The sequence below is a fragment of the Streptomyces sp. HM190 genome, from assembly GCF_009857135.1.
In the GTDB taxonomy this organism is placed as follows: domain Bacteria; phylum Actinomycetota; class Actinomycetes; order Streptomycetales; family Streptomycetaceae; genus Streptomyces; species Streptomyces heilongjiangensis.
Map to the genome: position 1 here is coordinate 7,023,625 of NZ_CP047318.1, position 16,976 is coordinate 7,040,600.

The 16,976-nt window shown below is 73.4% G+C and carries 16 protein-coding genes; 9 read left to right on the forward strand and 7 right to left on the reverse strand.

The features are described from left to right. Nucleotides 1-1,126: 1,126 nt before the first annotated feature. Both GSY65_RS30020 and GSY65_RS30025 read right to left on the reverse strand, forming a co-directional pair. Nucleotides 1,127-2,020, reverse strand: coding sequence for a 2-hydroxy-3-oxopropionate reductase (locus GSY65_RS30020; protein ID WP_159774499.1), 894 nt, complete (start codon nt 2,018-2,020; stop codon nt 1,127-1,129). Nucleotides 2,021-2,067: 47 nt separating this feature from the next. Continuing rightward, nucleotides 2,068-2,907 (reverse strand): TIM barrel protein, encoded by an 840-nt coding sequence (locus tag GSY65_RS30025; protein WP_159774501.1) that lies wholly within the window; start codon nt 2,905-2,907, stop codon nt 2,068-2,070. A gap of 249 nt (nt 2,908-3,156) precedes the next feature. On the opposite strand from GSY65_RS30025, the gene GSY65_RS34135 reads away from it, so the two are divergent. The 9 genes from GSY65_RS34135 to GSY65_RS30070 all read left to right on the forward strand — a co-directional run bounded on the left by GSY65_RS34135 (nt 3,157) and on the right by GSY65_RS30070 (nt 11,152). Beyond that, nucleotides 3,157-5,229: a hypothetical protein gene (locus GSY65_RS34135; protein ID WP_443043268.1), complete on the forward strand. Its 2,073-nt coding sequence runs from the start codon at nt 3,157-3,159 to the stop codon at nt 5,227-5,229. A gap of 1 nt (nt 5,230) precedes the next feature. After that, complete coding sequence (locus GSY65_RS30040; protein ID WP_159774503.1) at nt 5,231-6,319, forward strand: hydrogenase expression protein HypE; 1,089 nt, start codon at nt 5,231-5,233, stop codon at nt 6,317-6,319. 143 nt (nt 6,320-6,462) lie between these two features. Next, complete coding sequence (locus GSY65_RS30045) at nt 6,463-8,256, forward strand: nickel-dependent hydrogenase large subunit (RefSeq protein WP_159774505.1); 1,794 nt, start codon at nt 6,463-6,465, stop codon at nt 8,254-8,256. Further along, nucleotides 8,249-8,809 carry a NifU family protein gene (locus GSY65_RS30050; protein WP_159774507.1) on the forward strand — a complete coding sequence of 187 codons (561 nt, stop codon included), beginning with the start codon at nt 8,249-8,251 and terminating at the stop codon, nt 8,807-8,809. Before GSY65_RS30045 ends, GSY65_RS30050 begins: the two co-directional genes overlap by 8 nt. Continuing rightward, entirely contained in the window at nt 8,806-9,402 is a 597-nt protein-coding gene (locus GSY65_RS30055) for a DUF5947 family protein (RefSeq protein WP_159774509.1), read from the forward strand. The genes GSY65_RS30050 and GSY65_RS30055 overlap by 4 nt, the downstream gene beginning before the upstream one ends. Before the next feature lie 41 nt (nt 9,403-9,443). Continuing rightward, nucleotides 9,444-9,650, forward strand: a complete 207-nt coding sequence (locus GSY65_RS30060) for a hypothetical protein (protein WP_159774511.1) — start codon at nt 9,444-9,446, stop codon at nt 9,648-9,650. 74 nt (nt 9,651-9,724) lie between these two features. After that, nucleotides 9,725-9,874: a hypothetical protein gene (locus GSY65_RS33415; protein ID WP_201452717.1), complete on the forward strand. Its 150-nt coding sequence runs from the start codon at nt 9,725-9,727 to the stop codon at nt 9,872-9,874. A 7-nt stretch (nt 9,875-9,881) separates the two neighbouring features. After that, nucleotides 9,882-10,232, forward strand: a complete 351-nt coding sequence (gene hypA / locus GSY65_RS30065) for a hydrogenase maturation nickel metallochaperone HypA (protein WP_159774513.1) — start codon at nt 9,882-9,884, stop codon at nt 10,230-10,232. Nucleotides 10,233-10,277: 45 nt separating this feature from the next. Continuing rightward, nucleotides 10,278-11,152 (forward strand): IS5 family transposase gene (locus tag GSY65_RS30070; protein WP_443043178.1). Its coding sequence is split into 2 segments (ribosomal slippage): nt 10,278-10,667 and nt 10,670-11,152, totalling 873 coding nucleotides; the frame shifts between segments, so codons are not numbered across the junction. A gap of 132 nt (nt 11,153-11,284) precedes the next feature. On the opposite strand, the gene hypE is transcribed toward GSY65_RS30070, so the two are convergent. From hypE to hypB, 5 genes are read right to left on the reverse strand one after another with little or no spacing between them, the layout of a single operon-like run. Beyond that, nucleotides 11,285-12,352, reverse strand: a complete 1,068-nt coding sequence (hypE, locus tag GSY65_RS30075) for a hydrogenase expression/formation protein HypE (protein WP_159774515.1) — start codon at nt 12,350-12,352, stop codon at nt 11,285-11,287. Beyond that, a complete protein-coding gene (gene hypD / locus GSY65_RS30080) occupies nt 12,345-13,490 on the reverse strand; it encodes a hydrogenase formation protein HypD (RefSeq protein WP_159774517.1) in 1,146 nt (381 codons plus the stop codon). Before hypD ends, hypE begins: the two co-directional genes overlap by 8 nt. Next, nucleotides 13,487-13,768, reverse strand: a complete 282-nt coding sequence (locus GSY65_RS30085) for a HypC/HybG/HupF family hydrogenase formation chaperone (protein ID WP_159774519.1) — start codon at nt 13,766-13,768, stop codon at nt 13,487-13,489. Before GSY65_RS30085 ends, hypD begins: the two co-directional genes overlap by 4 nt. 3 nt (nt 13,769-13,771) lie before the next feature. Further along, nucleotides 13,772-16,138 (reverse strand): carbamoyltransferase HypF, encoded by a 2,367-nt coding sequence (gene hypF, locus GSY65_RS30090; protein ID WP_443043269.1) that lies wholly within the window; start codon nt 16,136-16,138, stop codon nt 13,772-13,774. Further along, the gene (gene hypB / locus GSY65_RS30095; RefSeq protein ID WP_159774521.1) at nt 16,135-16,878 is read right to left on the reverse strand and encodes a hydrogenase nickel incorporation protein HypB; all 744 of its coding nucleotides are present in this window, start codon (nt 16,876-16,878) and stop codon (nt 16,135-16,137) included. The genes hypF and hypB overlap by 4 nt, the downstream gene beginning before the upstream one ends. Nucleotides 16,879-16,976: the final 98 nt, after the last annotated feature.

Here is a 16,976-nt window from a genome sequence, read left to right on the forward strand (position 1 = left end):
CGCCCAGGGGGAGAACACCCTGTTCAAGGAGGCGCCCGAGGACGGGCCGGGCCGCTGGGTGATCCCGCGCGGCCGGGCCGAGACGGCACTGGGGCTGGAACGCGTCCTCCGGGACGGACGGCCGCGTCGGCATCGGGAATCCCGCCCTCGCCGCCCGGGACGTCGCCGTCTCGCCGGAGGCGCTGACCCTGCTCGCGGCCGACCGCAACGGCCGACTCGTCATCCGGGCGGCCGAGTCGCGTCGTGGCGTCGTCGCGCCGCCGGACTCGACGAGCTGCGCGCGGTGGTCGAGGACTCCGACGCCTCGAAGCGGGATCTCCAGCGGGCGGGCCCTGGAGGGCCGGCACCGGATCGTGGGCGGCCGGTTCGTCCCCTCGGGCACCTCGGGGCGCGACGCGGGGGGCCGACGAGCACGAGGGCGCCGGCCCGGCGGGTCCCGATGCCGGACTCCTCGCGGATGCGGTGGCGGTCCTCGTCCAGCCCGACCAGGTAGTCGACGGCCCGGCCCACCGCTGTGTGCACCTCAGCCCCGGGCGCCCAGGCACCGCGGTGGCGGACGATCAGGGGTGCCTGAGGCCCGTCGAGCGTTTCACATCGAGGATGTGCAGGGCGCCGTCGCCCCGTATCAGCGGGATGTCGACCTCGTCGCCCGGTGCGAGCCTGCGGTGCGCGGCCTCGTCGGCCCGACGGGAGCCGCTGCCGTTGCCACCGGTCCTGTGGCCGGGAGGGGGGCGACGGGGACCGCGGCGGCGCACGACGGTGCCGGCCCGGCGTCCCTCACGTCGAGACGGGGGCCCACGCCTTGCGCCACCGCACTGGCGTGCACGCCGCCGCGGTCCTCGCCCTGCCCGCGCGCGCCGGACCGGACGACCCCTCATCCCGGTGGTCCGGCGCGATGCGCGGGCGGTGCGTCCGTGCCAGACCTCCCTGCTGGGCGATCAGGAACCGGACGCAGTCCAGTGGTTCGGCGAGTTCGGAGAGTTCATCGAGAACGTCGGTTTCGGCGGTTTCCTCGGTTGCGTCGGGGTTCCGGTCCGCGGCGGTGCCTGGGCGCGACAGGACAGATGTCGGCGCCGCCGCGGACCGGAAGTTTGCGGAGGGGGAGAACAGGGGGGAGGCTCCGATCTCAGAGCGGGGTGCCCGAGAGGCGTTCCACGGCCCTCAGCAGGGCCGAGTGGTCCAGGCCCCCGTCGCCCTGCGCGCGCAGCGACGCCACCAGTTGGGCCACCACGGCGCCGACGGGGAGCGCGGCACCGACGCTGCGGGCGGCGTCGGTGACGATGCCCATGTCCTTGTGGTGCAGGTCGATCCGGAAGCCCGGCGTGAAGTCCCGGTTCAGGAAGTTGTCCTTCTTGCGGGTCAGTACGGTCGAGCCGGCGAGCCCGCCGTCGAGGACGTCCAGCGCGGCCCCAAGGTCCACCCCGGACTTCTCCAGGAAGACCACGGCCTCGGCGCACGCCTCGATGTTCACGGCGACGATCAGCTGGTTCGCGGCCTTCACGGTCTGTCCGCAGCCGTGCGGGCCGCACAGCACGATGGTCCTGCCGAGCGCCTCGAAGAGCGGCCGGGCCTCGGCGAAGTCGGCCTGCTCACCGCCGACCATGATGGACAGCACGGCCTCCACGGCCCCGGCCTCGCCACCGGACACGGGCGCGTCGAGGACACGGATGCCCTTGTCCTGCGCCGCCCTCGCCAGGTCGATCGAGGTCTGCGGGGTGATGGACGACATGTCGATCAGCAGGGTCCCGGCGCGCGCGTTCTCCAGGATGCCCTCGGGGCCGTACGCGACCGCCTCGACCTGCGGTGACGCGGGCACCATCGTGATGACGACGTCGGCGTCCCGCACGGCCTCCGCGACGGAGGCCGCCGCGGTGCCGCCGGCCGCCGTCAGCCGGTCGAGTTTGTCCTGCTCCAGGGTGTGGCCCGTGACGTCGTAACCCGCCTTGATCAGGTTCTCGGACATGGGGGAGCCCATGATGCCGAGTCCTATCCAGGCGACCTTGGGAAGACTGCTGCGCATGATGAGGGTGCCTCTCTGACTGCTCTGCTCCGTCTGGTCGGTGGCGCTCAGTGCGCCGCGCGGGCCTCTCGGGGAAGCCACGCGAACGCCTCGGCGCTCGGCCGGTCGCCCGGCTTGTACTCCAGGCCGACCCGGCCCTCGTAACCCGCCTCGGCGAGCTGGTCCAGGAGGTCGGCCAGAGGGAGGGAGCCCGTGCCCGGTGCGCCCCGGCCGGGGTTGTCGGCGATCTGCACATGGCCCGTCCGGTCGGTGTACCGCTCGATCACCGACGGCAGGTCCTCGCCGTTCATGGACAGGTGGTAGAGGTCCATCAGGAAACGGGCGTTGCCGAGGCCGGAGGCCCGGTTGACCTTGTCGACGACATCGACCGCGGCGGGCGCCGAGACCAGCGGGCAGAGCGGTGACTCCACCCTGTTGAGGGCCTCGACCAGCAGGATCGCGCCGACCCGGTCGGCGGCCCGCGCGGCGAGGACCAGGTTCTCCAGCGCGAGCGCGTCCTGCTCGGCGGGGTCCACGCCCTCGACGCGGTTGCCGTACAGGGCGTTGAGGGCGGTGCAGCCCACCGACCGCGCGAAGTCGGCGACCACGTCGACGTTGGCGCGGAACCGCTCCGACTCCTCGCCGGGGATCGACAGGGCGCCGCGGTCCGGGCCCGGCAGCCGGCCGGCGTAGAAGTTGAGCCCCGTCAACCGGACACCGGCGTCGTCGAGCGCGTGCCTGAGGGCGTCCAGTTCCGCCTGCCCGGGGGTGGGGGAGTCGACCCAGGGCCACCACAGTTCGACCTCCGTGAAGCCGGCCGCGGCGGCTGCCGCGGGGCGCTCCAGGAGCGGGAGTTCCGTGAAGAGGATCGACAGGTTGACGTTGAAGCGCTGCGCTGCGAATCCCATGGGGCCTCAGACGCTCCCTTCCGTGCCGCGTACGAGTAGCGCTCTCCCGTGATTCCGTATAGTGGAATCTGATTTCTGCTTAACGGAAGACTGCCGTTCATGGTCCGGGCCTGTCAAGAGGGCGCGGAAGCCGGCGCGCCGGAGGCCCCTCGAACGGCTCAGCGCGCTCCGCCGGAGGAGGCGGGAGAGCGTGAGCGGTGTGACGGTGGTGGAAGGGATGAGCCGGCACACGAGCAGAAGGAGGGCGCGATGGCGTACGGACCGGTCGACAGCGGCACGGTGGGCCCGGCCGCGGGCATGGACACCGGCCTGCCGACGGACCCGTCCCGCGGCGTGTTCGGGCAGATCACCGCCGTCGCCGACGCCGTCCTTTACGAGGGCTACCTCCTGTACCCCTACCGGCGGTCCTCCGCGAAGAACCGCGTCCGCTGGCAGTTCGGGGTGCTGTTCCCCCGGCCGTGGGTGGAGGCGGACGGCCCGGTCGTCCCCGGTGTGTCCGGCTCCGCCGACTCCTGGTACCAGCGGACCGAGGTCCTGCTGCGTGTCCGGCGACCCGGCGCCACCGTCCGGGTGAGGCTCCGTCACCTGCAGACGCAGCACAAGCAGATCGAGCAGGCCGGCCCCGACGGCGGCCACCGCCCCGTCCCGTCGCTGCGGACCGATGACGGCACCGTCCATCTGACGTTCGACGAGGCCGTTCCGCGCGAGGCCGACATCGTCGTCCCGCTGGCAGACCTGCTGCGCGGCGAGCGCACGGTCCCGGTGGAGGCGGCGGCCGGTGAGGACGTCGAACCGCTGCCGGGCCGCGCCGGGCGGGTGGTGCGCCGCCGCGAGGAGGTCAGGGCGAGCGTCGCGCTGACGGCCGAGCGGCTCGCGGACGATGTGTTCCGGCTCCGCGTGCGCACCGCGAACGCCGTCGGCGCCCTGGAGCCGCGGGCCCCGCGCGACGAGGCGCTGCGCCGGGCGCTCGTCGCCACGCACACGCTCATCGGTGGTGACGGCGTGGAGTTCGTGTCGCTGATCGACCCGCCGGCGGACCTGGCCGACCAGGCGCGGGCCTGCCGCAACGAGTTCACGTTCCCGGTCCTCGCCGACGAGCCGCCCGCCGGCCCCGTCGTGCTCTCCGCGCCGATCATCCTGCCCGACCACCCCCAGGTGGCCCCGGAGAGCCCGGGAGACCTGCACGACGCGGCGGAGATCGACGAGATCCTCACACTGCGCACCATGCTGCTGACCGACGAGGAGAAACGGGAGGCACGCGCCACCGACCCGCGGGCCGCCGCGATCCTCGACCGGGTCGACACCATGCCCCCGGAGATCTTCGCCCGCCTCCACGGCGCGGTCCGCTCCCTGACCCCGGCCACCGCGCCCTTCGGCCCGCCCCCGGCGGCAGCGTCCGCCGGTCCGGCGGCGACCGCCGTGCCTGCGGGTGCGGCGCTGACCGCCGTGCCTGCGGGTGCGGCGCTGACCGCCGTGCCTGTCGGTTCGCCCTCGGGCGCCGCGTCTGCGGGTCCGGCGTCGGCCACCGCGCCCTTCGGCCCGCCCCCGGCGGCAGCGTCCGCCGGTCCGGCGGCGACCGCCGTGCCTGCGGGTGCGGCGCTGACCGCCGTGCCTGTCGGTTCGCCCTCGGGCGCCGCGTCTGCGGGTCCGGCGTCGGCCACCGCGCCCTTCGGCCCGCCCCCGGCGGCAGCGTCCGCCGGTCCGGCGCCGACCGCCCTGTCTGCCGGCCTGAACCCGGCCGCCGCGCCTCCCGGCGGGACCCCGGCCGCCTGGCCTGTCGGCCCGAATCCGGCCGCGGCGTCTGCCGGGCCGACCCCGCCACCGGCGCCTGCCGGTCCCGCCCCGGCCGCCGCTCCCGTCGCCCCGCCCCCGGCCACGCCGATGCCGCCCCCCGCCGCCACCCCGGTGGCCTCGGCGTCCGAGCGGCCCGTCTGGTGGCAGGAGGGGGCCGACGACGGGCTCTCGCCGACCACCGAGACCGTGCTCGTCGACGGGGTCTCCGTCGGCGGCGGCAGCCGCGTACGGCTGCGGCCCCGCAGGAGCGCCGACGCCCAGGACATGTTCCTGGCCGGGCGCACCGCGGAGGTGGCCGCCGTCTTCCACGACGTCGACGGCAGCGTGCATCTCGCCGTCACCCTCGACGACGACCCCGCATCCGAACTCCACACCTGGTACGGCCGCTTCCTCTACTTCCGGCCCGACGAGCTCGAACCACTGGAGCCCGCCGCATCCCCGGACGAGCCGTCGCAACCGGCTCCCGCCGCAGCTCCGGCGCGGCACACGACGACCGACTCCGAGACCCACCGCAGCGGAGGCCGATGACATGACCACCAGCAGCAGTACCACCGACGTCAGCGACGAACCCGGCCGCGGCGAGGACCGCGAGGGCTTCGACGAGATCACGATCCTGTGGATCTCCGAGGGCATGAGCTGCGACGGCGACACCGTCTCGCTGACCGCCGCCGACCAGCCCTCCATCGAGGACGTGGTCCTCGGGCTGATCCCCGGCCTGCCGAAGGTGAACCTCGTCAACAAGGTGCTGTCCCCCAGCCTCGGCGGCGAGGACTTCCTCGCCCCCTACCGGGCGGCGGCACGCGGCGACCTGGCCCCCTTCATCCTCGTCATCGAGGGCTCGATCCCCAACCAGAACATCATCGAGGGCGACGGCTACTGGACGTCCTTCGGCAACGACCCGGAGACCGGCGAGCCGCAGACCCTCAACTGGTGGATCGACCAACTCGCCCCCAAGGCATGGGCGGTGGTCGCCGCCGGCACCTGCGCCACCTTCGGTGGCATCCACGCGATGTCCGGCAACCCCACCGGCTGCATGGGCCTCGCCGACTACCTTGGCTGGGACTACACCTCCCAGGGCGGGCTGCCCGTGGTCAACGTGCCCGGCTGCCCCATCCAGCCGGAGAACTTCATGGAGACCCTGGTCTGGGTCCTCTACCACGCGGCCGGTTCCGCGCCCCCGCCCCCGCTGGACCACATGCTGCGCCCGCAGTGGCTGTTCGGCAAGACGGTCCACGAGGGCTGCGACCGGGGCTCGTACTACGAGCAGGCCGGCTTCGCCAAGGACTACAACTCACCCAAGTGCCTGGTGAAGACCGGTTGTTGGGGGCCCGTGGTCAACTGCAACGTGCCCAAGCGCGGCTGGATGGCCGGCATCGGCGGGTGCCCGAACGTCGGCGGCATCTGCATCGGCTGCACCATGCCGGGCTTCCCCGACGCGTTCATGCCGTTCATGGACGAGCCGCCGGGCGGCACCCTGTCGTCGCTGGTCATCAAGCCGTACGGCGCGGTCATCCGCCGGCTGCGCGGCATGACCAACGAACTGGTGAACCACGAGCCCAGGTGGCGCCACAACAAGCGCAAGCTGACCAGCGGCTACAACCCGCGCTACCGCCCCTGACACCGGGCGCGGCGGGTGCCTGCCGCCACGGGCCGACCACCCCCGACCTCCCCGGCACCCACCCCACCCCCACACGACCCCACCCCCAGCACCCACCCCACCCCCCACCCACACCACGCCGACAGCGAGGGGCAGCACCGCACATGACCACCACCGAGGCCCGGCCCACCGAGCGCAAGCCGCCACAACTCGTGGACATGTCCTGGGATCCCATCACCCGGATCATCGGGAACCTGGGCATCTACACGAAGATCGACTTCGCCAACAGGGAAGTCGTGGAATGCCACAGCACCTCGTCGCTGTTCCGCGGCTACTCGGTGTTCATGAAGGGCAAGGACCCCCGCGACGCGGGCTTCATCACGTCCCGGATCTGCGGCATCTGCGGCGACAACCACACCACCTGCTCCGACTACGCCCAGCAGATGGCCTACGGCGTCAAGCCGCCCCCGCTGGCCGACTACATCGTCAACCTCGGCGAGGCGGCGGAGTACATCTTCGACCACACGATCTTCCAGGACAACCTGGTCTTCGTGGACTTCTGCGAGGCGATGGTCAAGTCCACCAACCCGGGTGTGCTGGCCCGCGCCGAGAGCACCTCGGCCCCGCGCGGCGACGTCCACGGCTACCGCACGATCGCCGACATCATGCGGGCCTTCAACCCCTTCGAGGGCGAGGTCTACAAGGAGGCCCTGAAGGTCAGCCGCATCACCCGCGAGATGTTCTGCCTGATGGAGGGGCGGCACGTCCACCCCTCCACGCTGTACCCGGGCGGCGTCGGCACGATGCCGCAGCCGACCACCTTCACCGACTACCTCAGCCGCCTCATGCGGGTCATCGACTTCGTGAAGAAGGCCGTCGCCATGAACGACGACGTCTTCGACTTCTTCTACGAGGCGTTGCCCGGCTACGAGGAGGTCGGCCGCCGCCGCGTCCTGCTGGGCTGCTGGGGCGCCTTCCAGGACCCCATGACCGTCGACTACCGCTACGAGACGATGAACACCTGGGGCAAGCAGATGTACGTCACCCCGGGCATCGTCGTCGACGGCGAACTCGTCACCAACAACCTCATCGACATCAACCTCGGCCTGCGCATCATGCTGGGCAGCTCGTACTACGAGGACTGGGTGGGCGAGAAGCCGTTCGTCACCCACGACCCGCTCGGCAACCCCGTCGACATGCGCCACCCGTGGAACCAGACCACCGTCCCGGTGCCGCAGAAGCGGGACTTCGACGACAAGTACAGCTGGGTCATGAGCCCCCGCTGGCTCGACCCGCGCACCGGCGACCACCTAGCCCTCGACACCGGCGGCGGCCCCCTCGCCCGCCTGTGGTCGACCGCGCTCAGCGGCATCGTCGACACCCCGTACGTCAAGGCCACCGGCCACAGCGTGCGCATCTCCCTGCCCAAGGGCGAGAAGCTCCCGGAGACCACCTTCGAGTGGCGCATCCCGCAGTGGAGCAACACCATCGAACGCGACCGCGCCCGGCCCTACTTCGTCGCCTACGCGGCCGCGATGGCCCTGCAGTTCCTGGAGGAGGCCATGGGGCTGGTGCGGGCCGGCGAGACCAAGGTGTTCGAGAACTTCGAGGTGCCCGACGAGGCGATCGGCTGCGGTTTCCACGAGGCGGTGCGCGGCGTCCTCTCCCACCACCTGGTGATCAAGGACAAGAAGATCGCCAACTACCACCCGTACCCGCCCACCCCGTGGAACGCCAGCCCCCGCGACAAGTTCGGCACCCCCGGCCCGTACGAGGACGCCGTCCAGGGCCAGCCGATCTTCGAGGAGAACGGGCCCGACGACTTCAAGGGCATCGACATCATGCGCACCGTGCGCAGCTTCGACCCCTGTCTGCCGTGCGGCGTGCACATGTACGTCGGCAAGGGCAAGACGCTGACCACGCTGCACTCGCCGACGTACGGGGCGAACCATGGCTGAGGCCACCGCCCCCGCGCGCCTCGCGGGCCCCGACGTCGAGGCCCGGCTGGCCCGGCTCGACGCGCTGCTGGAGGAGGTCGAGTCCGCGCCCGGCCCCGCCGCGCGCGCGGCGACCGACGCGGTACGGCTGCTCACCGAGGTCTACGGCGAGGCCCTGGCCCGCGTCCTGGACCACGCCGACGCCCCGCTCGCCGCGCGCCTCACCGACGACGAACTGCTGGGCCACCTGCTGGTGCTGCACGACATCCACCCCGAGCCCCCCGAGCAGCGGGCGGCCCGCGCCGTCGAACGCCTGCGGCCCGCCGTGCGGGAACGCGGCGGCGACGTCGAATGGGCCGGCGTCGATGGGGACGTCGCCCGGGTGCGGCTGACGTCGGGCGGCGGCTGCGGATCCGGGTGCGGCGGCGGAGGCGGCGGTGGCGACGTGAGCGACGCCGTCCGCGAGGCGGTGCTCGCCATGGCCCCCGAGCTGACGGCGGTGGAACCGGTGCCGCAGGCCCCGGCCCCCGCGTTCGTGCCGCTGACCACGCTCAAGCGCCGGGACGCCCCATGACCACCGAGGGCGCGCTGGCCCGCCTCATCCGGTCCTCGGCCGACAGCACCGCGGCGGCCGGGGCGGAACTGTGCGACCTGTGCGCCGCACCGGTCGCCGACGAGCACGCCCACCTCTACGACACCGGTCAGGCTCAGGTGCGCTGCGTGTGCGGCCCCTGCTCGGTGCTGTTCGCCGACGCCAAGGCGGCGGACGGCCACCACCGGCTCGTGCCCCGGCGCCGGGAGCGGCTGCCCCACCTGGACACCACCGTCCTGGGCGTGCCGGTCGGGCTGGTGTTCTTCGTGCCCCGGACGGACGGCACGGTCACCGCCGAGGGGCCGAGCCCCGCGGGCGCCATGCGGTGGGAGGTGGACGCCTCGGCCTGGGCACAACTGACCCGGACCTGTCCACAGCTCGCCGGCATGGAACCCGACGTGGAGGCCCTCCTCGTGAACACCGTCCACGGCCTCGACCACCACTGGATCGTGCCGATCGACGACTGCTACCGGATGGTCGCCGTCGTACGCCGCGAATGGCGCGGCCTGTCCGGCGGGGGCCGGGTCTGGCCGGCCGTCGAGGAGTTCTTCGAGGACCTCACCGAGCGGCCATGACCACGCACTCCGCGGAACCGGAGGCGAGGAAGGAGAACACCATGGGCAGCATCAGAGTGGGCCGGGCCCAGGCCAGGCCCGACACGCCCCGCCACATCACCGGCATGCACCAGGGCAACCGGGGACCGTACAAGGACCAGCAGGGACACCACGAGGACGGCACCGCCGACGCGCGCCGTTCCACCGGGATCCACTGGAAGCGGCATGACACCCTCGCGGAGACCATGCCGAACATCTCACCGGGATGAGACAGCAGGGAGTCGCCGCAATGAAGAGGTACACGTGTGAACGAACGCCCGACGCCCCCCGCGGACGCGGCGGGATGACCGGACAGCGGGTCCTGATGGCCGAGGCCGCCCTGGTCGGCGGCCTCGCCCTGGTGCTGCTCCTGTGGGAGCTGCCCAGCCTGCGGCGCGAGGCGCGGATCTGGCGGATGGCCGGCGGCTTCCGCGCCGGCCGCCGCTATCCGTGAGCCGGCCGTGCACGAACTGTCGATCGCGACCGCGATCATCGAACGGGCCGGTGACATGGCCCGCGCGGACGGCACGGACGCCGTCTCGGCGGTGACCGTCCGGGTCGGGGAGCTGGCGGGCGTCGTTCCCGACGCCCTCGGCTTCGCCTTCGAGGTGGCCCGTGACGGCACCGCCCTCGCCGGGGCCCGGCTCCAGGTCGAGCAGGTCCCCGCACAGGCCTGGTGCGGGCCGTGCGCCGAGGAGTTCGCGGTGGGCATGCCGCCGTTCTTCTGGTGCCCGCGCTGCGACCGGCCCTCCACCGAGCTGCGCAGCGGCCGGGAACTGGAGATCACCGCGATCGAGCCGGCCTCCCCCTAGGGTGTGTGTCGAAAGTGGATCTTGAACGTGAGATGATCTTGCTTCGTGGCACGTGGAGATCTGACGGACGCGCAATGGGCGGTGCTGGAACCGCTGTTGCCGAAGGGCAAGAAGCCCGGACGGCCGCCGACGTGGGCCAGGCGGCAGCTGATCGACGGCATACGGTTCCGGGTCCGTACTGGCGTTCCGTGGCGGGACCTGCCCGCCGAGTACGGGCCGTGGGGCCGGGCGTACGACTTGTTCCGGCGGTGGCAGCGGGACGGCACCTGGCATCGGATCTTCACCGCGCTCCAGGCCCGGGCCGACGCGAAAGAGCTGATCACCTGGGACATCAACGTCGACTCCACGGTGTGTCGGGCCCACCAGCACGCCGCCGGGGCAAGGAAAAAGGGGAGCTGCAGAAGGAGCCGCCCGGCGGCGTCGGCGTCGAGCCCGACGACCACGGCCTCGGCCGCTCGCGCGGTGGCCTGACCACCAAGCTGCACCTGGCCGTCGAACAAGGCCAGAAGCCCATGTCCATCGTGATCACGGCCGGCCAGCGGGGCGACTCCCCGCAGTTCGAGCCTGTCCTGAACAAGATCCGCGTCCCGCGTCTTGGCCCAGGCAGGCCGCGCACCCGGCCCGATCGTGTGCGCGCCGACAAGGCGTACGCCTCCCGGAAGAACCGCGCTTACCTGCGGCAGCGCAGGATCCGCTGCACCATCCCGGACAAGGCCGACCAGGCCCGCAACCGCAAGAAACGCGGCTCGCGCGGCGGCCGACCGCCGAAGTTCGACCCGCAGGACTACAAGGCTCGGCACGCGGTCGAGTGCGGCATCAACCGCCTCAAAAGGCACCGGGCCGTGGCCACGAGGTACGACAAGCTCGCGGTCCGCTACGAGGCGACCGTCCTCGTAGCGGCCATCAATGAATGGCTGTGACCAGCACATTCGATACACGCCCTAGTGCCGCGGCAGGCGACGTTCGCCCGTCGCGGCACTAGCCCGAGGGCCCCGCCGGCACCGGCAGGGCCCCGCCGGCACCGGCGGGGCCCTCGGGCGCTGTCGTCCCTCTCAGCAGATGCGCGGCAACTGCTCGCCGAGCGGCAGGTCCAGCACCCGCGTGCCGCCGAGGCCGGTGGCGACCACGACCATCCCCGGATGGTCGGCGACGCACTCGCCGATCAGCGTGGCCCCGGTCCCCTGCGGATGGGCGCGCATCGCGGCCAGCACCTCCTCCGCCGCCGACGGCGGCACGAAGGCCACCAGGCGGCCCTCGTTGGCGACGTAGAGCGGGTCGAGCCCGAGGAAGCCGCAGGCGTTGGCCACGGCGTCCGGCACCGGAATCGCGCGCTCCCGGAGCCGCACCCCGGTCCCGGAGGCACGGGCGATCTCGTTCAGGGACGCCGCGAGACCGCCCCGGGTGGGGTCGCGCAGCACATGGACGTCGGGGCAGACGGCGAGCATCGCCGCGACCAGGTCCGCGAGCGGCGCCGTGTCGCTGGCGACGTCCACCCCGAACTCCAGCCCCTCGCGCACGCTCATGACGGCCACCCCGTGCAGACCGATCGGTCCGCTGACGATGACCGCGTCGCCGGGCCGCGCCCGCTGCGGCCGGATGTCCACACCGTCCGGGACGAGACCCACCCCGGCGGTGGTGACGTACACGCCGTCGCCGTGCCCGGACTCCACCACCTTGGTGTCCCCCGTGGCGACGACCACGCCGGCGGTGTCGGCCGCCGCACCCAGGGCGCGGGCGATCCGGTCCACCACCGCCAGCTCCACGCCCTCCTCCAGCACGAAGGCCGCGGACAGGTATGCGGGACGGGCACCGCTCATCGCCAGGTCGTTGACGGTGCCGTTGACCGCGAGGTCACCCAGACAGCCACCCGGGAAGAACAGCGGCCGGACCACGTAGGAGTCGGTGGAGAACGCCAGCCGCGCGCCGCCCAGTTCGAGGACGGCGGAGTCGGCGAGCGAGGCGAGGACGGCGTTGCCGTAGGCGGGGGCGAAGACCTGCTCCACCAGTTCCGCCGACAGCGCGCCCCCGCCGCCGTGCCCCATGACGACGACCGGCTGGTCGCGCAGCGGGGCGGGGCAGGTCCACTGGGCGGGGTCGATCACATCGGCTCGTTCAGGCAACGGGGTTCATCTCCTCCCGCGCGACCGGAGCGGCCTGCGGTGTCGGGCCGTCGTTCATGCGGCGGTACAGGTAGTACGCCGCACAGGCGCCCTCGCTGGACACCATGGTGGCGCCGAGCGGGTTGCGCGGGGTGCAGGTGGTGCCGAACGCGGCGCACTCCGTGGGCTTGATCAGCCCTTGCAGCACCTCGCCGCTGCGGCACTCGGCCGGCTCCTCGGTGCGGATCCCGGTGACGTCGAAGCGGTGCTCGGCGTCGAACGCGCGGAACGCGTCGGTCAGCCGCCAGCCACTCGCGGGGATGCGTCCGATGCCCCGCCAGCTGCGGTCGGTGACCTCGAACACCTCCTCGATCATGCGGACGGCGGCCGGGTTGCCCTCGTCGCGCACGGCACGCGCGTAGGCGTTCTCCACCCGGTGCTCGCCGCGCTCCAGTTGGCGGACCGCGCGGCGGATGCCCTCCAGGATGTCCAGCGGTTCGAAGCCGGTCACCACGATCGGGACGCCGTACCGCTCGGCGAGCTCGGGGTACTCGGCCGTGCCCATCACGCTGCACACGTGCCCGGCCGCCAGGAAGCCCTGCACCCGGCAGGCGGGCGCCGTCATGATGGCCTCGACGGCCGGGGGCACCCGTACGTGCGACACCAGCAGGCTGAAGTTGCTCAGGCCCAGACGGCGCGCCTGGTGCACGGCCATCGCGTTGGCGGGCGCCGTGGTCTCGAAGCCGATGGCGAAGAACACCACCTCCCGGTCCGGGTGGCGGCGGGCCAGCTCCAGCGCGTCGAGCGGCGAGTACACCACGCGGACGTCGCCGCCCCCGCCCTTGACCCGGAACAGGTCCCGGTCGGTGCCGGGCACCCGGAGCATGTCGCCGAAGGAGCAGAAGATCACTCCGGGGCGCGCGGCGATCTCCAGCGCCTTGTCGATGACCTCCAGCGGTGTGACGCACACGGGGCAGCCGGGCCCGTGGATCAGCTCCACCTCGTCGGGCAGCAGACGGTCGATGCCGTGCCGGACGATCGAGTGGGTCTGCCCGCCGCACACCTCCATCAGGGCCCACGGCCGGGTGACGGTGGCACGGATCTCGTCCAGCAGCCGCCGTGCCAGAGCGGGGTCGTTGAACTCGTCGATGTACTTCACTGGGTTCCCGCCTCCTTCGCCGCCTGCTCCCAGGCGTCGCCGAACTCCTCCTCCAGCAGCCCCAGTTCCTCGAACAGCTTCAAGGAGGCCAGGGCCGACTCCTCGTCCAGCCGCTGGAGCGCGAACCCGACGTGCACGATGACGTACTCACCGACGCGCACCTCGGGCACGTACTCCAGGCACGCCTGCTTCTGCACACCGCCGAAGTCGATCAGCCCGGTACGGGGGTCGGCGCCGTCGTCGATGGACACGACCTTGCCGGGCACTGCCAAACACATGGGTCACTCCTCTTGTCGTCGGTGAGCCGCGACCACCAGCTGGCCGAGGGCCAGCCCGCCGTCGTTCGGCGGGACCTCGCCGTGCCGCAGCACCGTGAAGCCGGCCCCGGCCAGCAGCCGCGCGCACTCCTCCTCCAGCAGGGCGTTGGCGAAGACGCCGCCGCTCAGGGCGACGACGGCGAGACCGGTGTCCCGGCGGGCCCGTCCGCACCACTCCACGACGGCCCGCGCGACACCCCGGTGGAAGCGCGCCGCGAGCACGGCGGGCGGCGTGCCCCGGCGCAGATCGGCGACGAGCGCCCGCAGTACGGGTGCGGGGTCCCACACACCGTCACCGAGGCCGAAGGCGTACGCCGAGGTGTCCGCGTCCCAGGCCGAGGCCGCCGCGGCCTCCAGCTCCAGGGCGGCCTGCGCCTCGTACCCGGCCCGGTGGCACACACCGGCGAGGGACGACACGGCGTCGAAGAGACGGCCCATGCTGGAGGTCGCCACACAGGCCAGACCGCGCGTCAGCTGCCGTTCCAGCAGCTGGAGTTCTCCAGAAGTGCAGGCGGTCGTGCAGGGCAGGGAGGGGTCCCACGGCAGGCCCGCCGCCCACAGCCGGGCCAGCGCGAGGCGGCAGGGGTTCGCCACGCCCGCGTCGCCGCCGGGCAGCGGGGCCGGGGCCAGTCGGGCGAGGCGCCGCTGGCCGGCGTAGTCGGCGAGCAGGATCTCACCGCCCCAGACGGTGCCGTCGTCGCCGTAGCCCGTGCCGTCGAACGCGACACCGATGACGGGCGTCGTGCCGTCCAGGCCGTGCTCGGCCATCGCGGAGGCGATGTGCGCGTGGTGGTGCTGGACCAGCACGGGCCTGCCCCCGGCCAGCCGCGCGGCCCACCGCGCGGAGTGGTAGCCGGGGTGCCGGTCCGCGGCGACCAGCTCGGGGCTGACGCCGGTCAGGTCCCGCATCCGCCTCTCCGCCCGCCCGGCCGCGTCCAGCGTGGTCAGGTCGCCCATGTCGCCGATGTGGGGGCCGAACCACGCCTGGTCGCCCTCGCCGAGGCACAGGGCGTTCTTCAGGTCGCCGCCCACCGCGAGCGCGGGCCGCACCGGGACCGGCAGCCGCAGCGGGCGGGGCACGTACCCGCGGGAGCGGCGCAGCACCTGCTCGGTGCCGTCGGGGCGCACCCGCAGCAGGGAGTCGTCGCAGGGCGCGGCGACAGCCCGGTCATGGGCGAGCCAAGCGTCCGCGAGCCCCGCCAGCCGGGTCAGCGCCTCGTCGTCGTCCGTGACGATCGGTTCCCCCGAGCGGTTGCCGCTCGTCATCACCAGCACGCGCGGGCCCGGCGGATCGCCGGGCAGCCCGAACAGCAGCGTGTGCAGCGGGGTGTACGGCAGCATCACGCCGAGGTGCGGGCTGCCGGGTCCGACACCGGATGCGAGGACCGGCCGGTCCGCGCGCGGGCGCAGCAGGACGATGGGACGCCGGGGGCCGGTGAGCGCCCCCGCCTCGGCCGCGGAGACGTCGGCGATCCGCCGTACCGTATCGAGGTCCGCGCACATCACCGCGAACGGTTTGCCGCCGCGTGCCTTGCGGGCGCGCAGCGTGTCGACGGCCGCCGCGTCGGTCGCGTCGCACGCCAGGTGGTAGCCGCCGAGGCCCTTGACGGCGACGATCCGGCCGTCGGCCAGCAGCGCGCGGGCCGCCGCGAGGGCGTCGGCGCCGAGGGCGGGCCGGGCGCCGCCGCCCGGCGCGGGCACCAGCCGCAGCCGGGGCCCGCAGTCGGGGCAGGCGACGGGCTGGGCGTGGAAGCGGCGGTCGCCGGGGTCGCCGTACTCGCGGGCGCAGGCCGGGCACAGGGGGAAGCCGGCCATGGTGGTGACGGCCCGGTCGTAGGGCATCCCGGTGGCGATGGTGAAGCGGGGACCGCAGTGGGTGCAGGTGACGAAGGGGTGCCGGTGCCTGCGGTCGGCCGGGTCGGCCAGCTCCCGCAGGCAGTCCGCGCAGGTCGCGACGTCCGCAGGGAGTTGGGTGCGGCCCGGGGAGCGGTCGGTGGAACGGATCGTGAAGGCGTCGTCGGCGCCGGTGGCGGCCAGTTCCTCGACGCCGACGGCGGTGACGGCGGCCAGCGGCGGCGGCTCGGCGGCCAGCCGGTCGCAGAAGCGGGCGATGCCGTCCGGCGGGCCCTCCACCTCGATGAGCACGCCGTCCGCCGTGTTGCCGACGAACCCGGCCAGTTCCAGGTCGGTGGCCAGACGGTGGACGAAGGGACGGAAGCCCACGCCCTGCACCGTTCCGCGCACGGTGACGCGCCGGCGCACCGTCGAGGTGCCGTCGGTGCCACTGGTGCCGCCGGTCCCGTGCGGGGCGCGGGTGGCGGGCGCCGTCACGAGACGCGGCCGGCCGCGAGGCCGGGTGCGGCGTCCTCGTGGTGGTGCGGACGCGGCGCCAGCGGAGGCCGGTGGACGGGCGCCCCGTCCCGCACGGCGAGCACCCGCTCCAGGACGGCGTCGACGCCCTCGCCGTCGCGGGCGCACGACCGCACCACTTCCACCCCCGGGTTGACCCGCTGGACGTGGGCGAGGAAGGCGGACCCGTCGAAGCCGGCGGGCTCGGCGAGGTCGGACTTGGTCAGCACGACGAGATGGGCGGAGCCGAAGGCCGTGGGGTACTTCAGCGGCTTGTCCTCGCCCTCCGTCACCGCCATCAGGACGATCCGCAGGCTCTCCCCGAGGTCGTAGGAGGCCGGGCAGACGAGGTTGCCGACGTTCTCCACGAACAGCAGCGAGGTGTCCGCGGGCAGCCAGCTCTCCAGGTGGCCGCGCAGCTGCCGGGCCTCCAGGTGACACAGTCCGTCGGTCAGCAGCTGCTTCACCGGTGCCCCCGAGCGGGCGAGCCGACGGGCGTCGTTCTCGGTCGCCAGGTCCGCGGTGAGCGCGGCCACCGGGACGCCCCGCTCCACAGCCCGGGCCAGCACCCTGCCGAGCAGTTCGGTCTTGCCGCTGCCCGGGCTGGACAGCAGGTTGACCACGGTCACCCCGCGGCCGGTGAGGTCGTCGCGCAGGCTCGCGGCCAGCCCGTCGTTCTTCGCCAGGACGGCCTGGGTCACGTCGTCCACGGACTCGCACATGGGCACTGCTCCTCGCGGTTCTCGGGTGCGTCGGACCGCTGCCGATCCTGCGCGCCCCCGGCCGCCGGGCGGGGGAGACGGGCCGCGGGCGGGCCCCC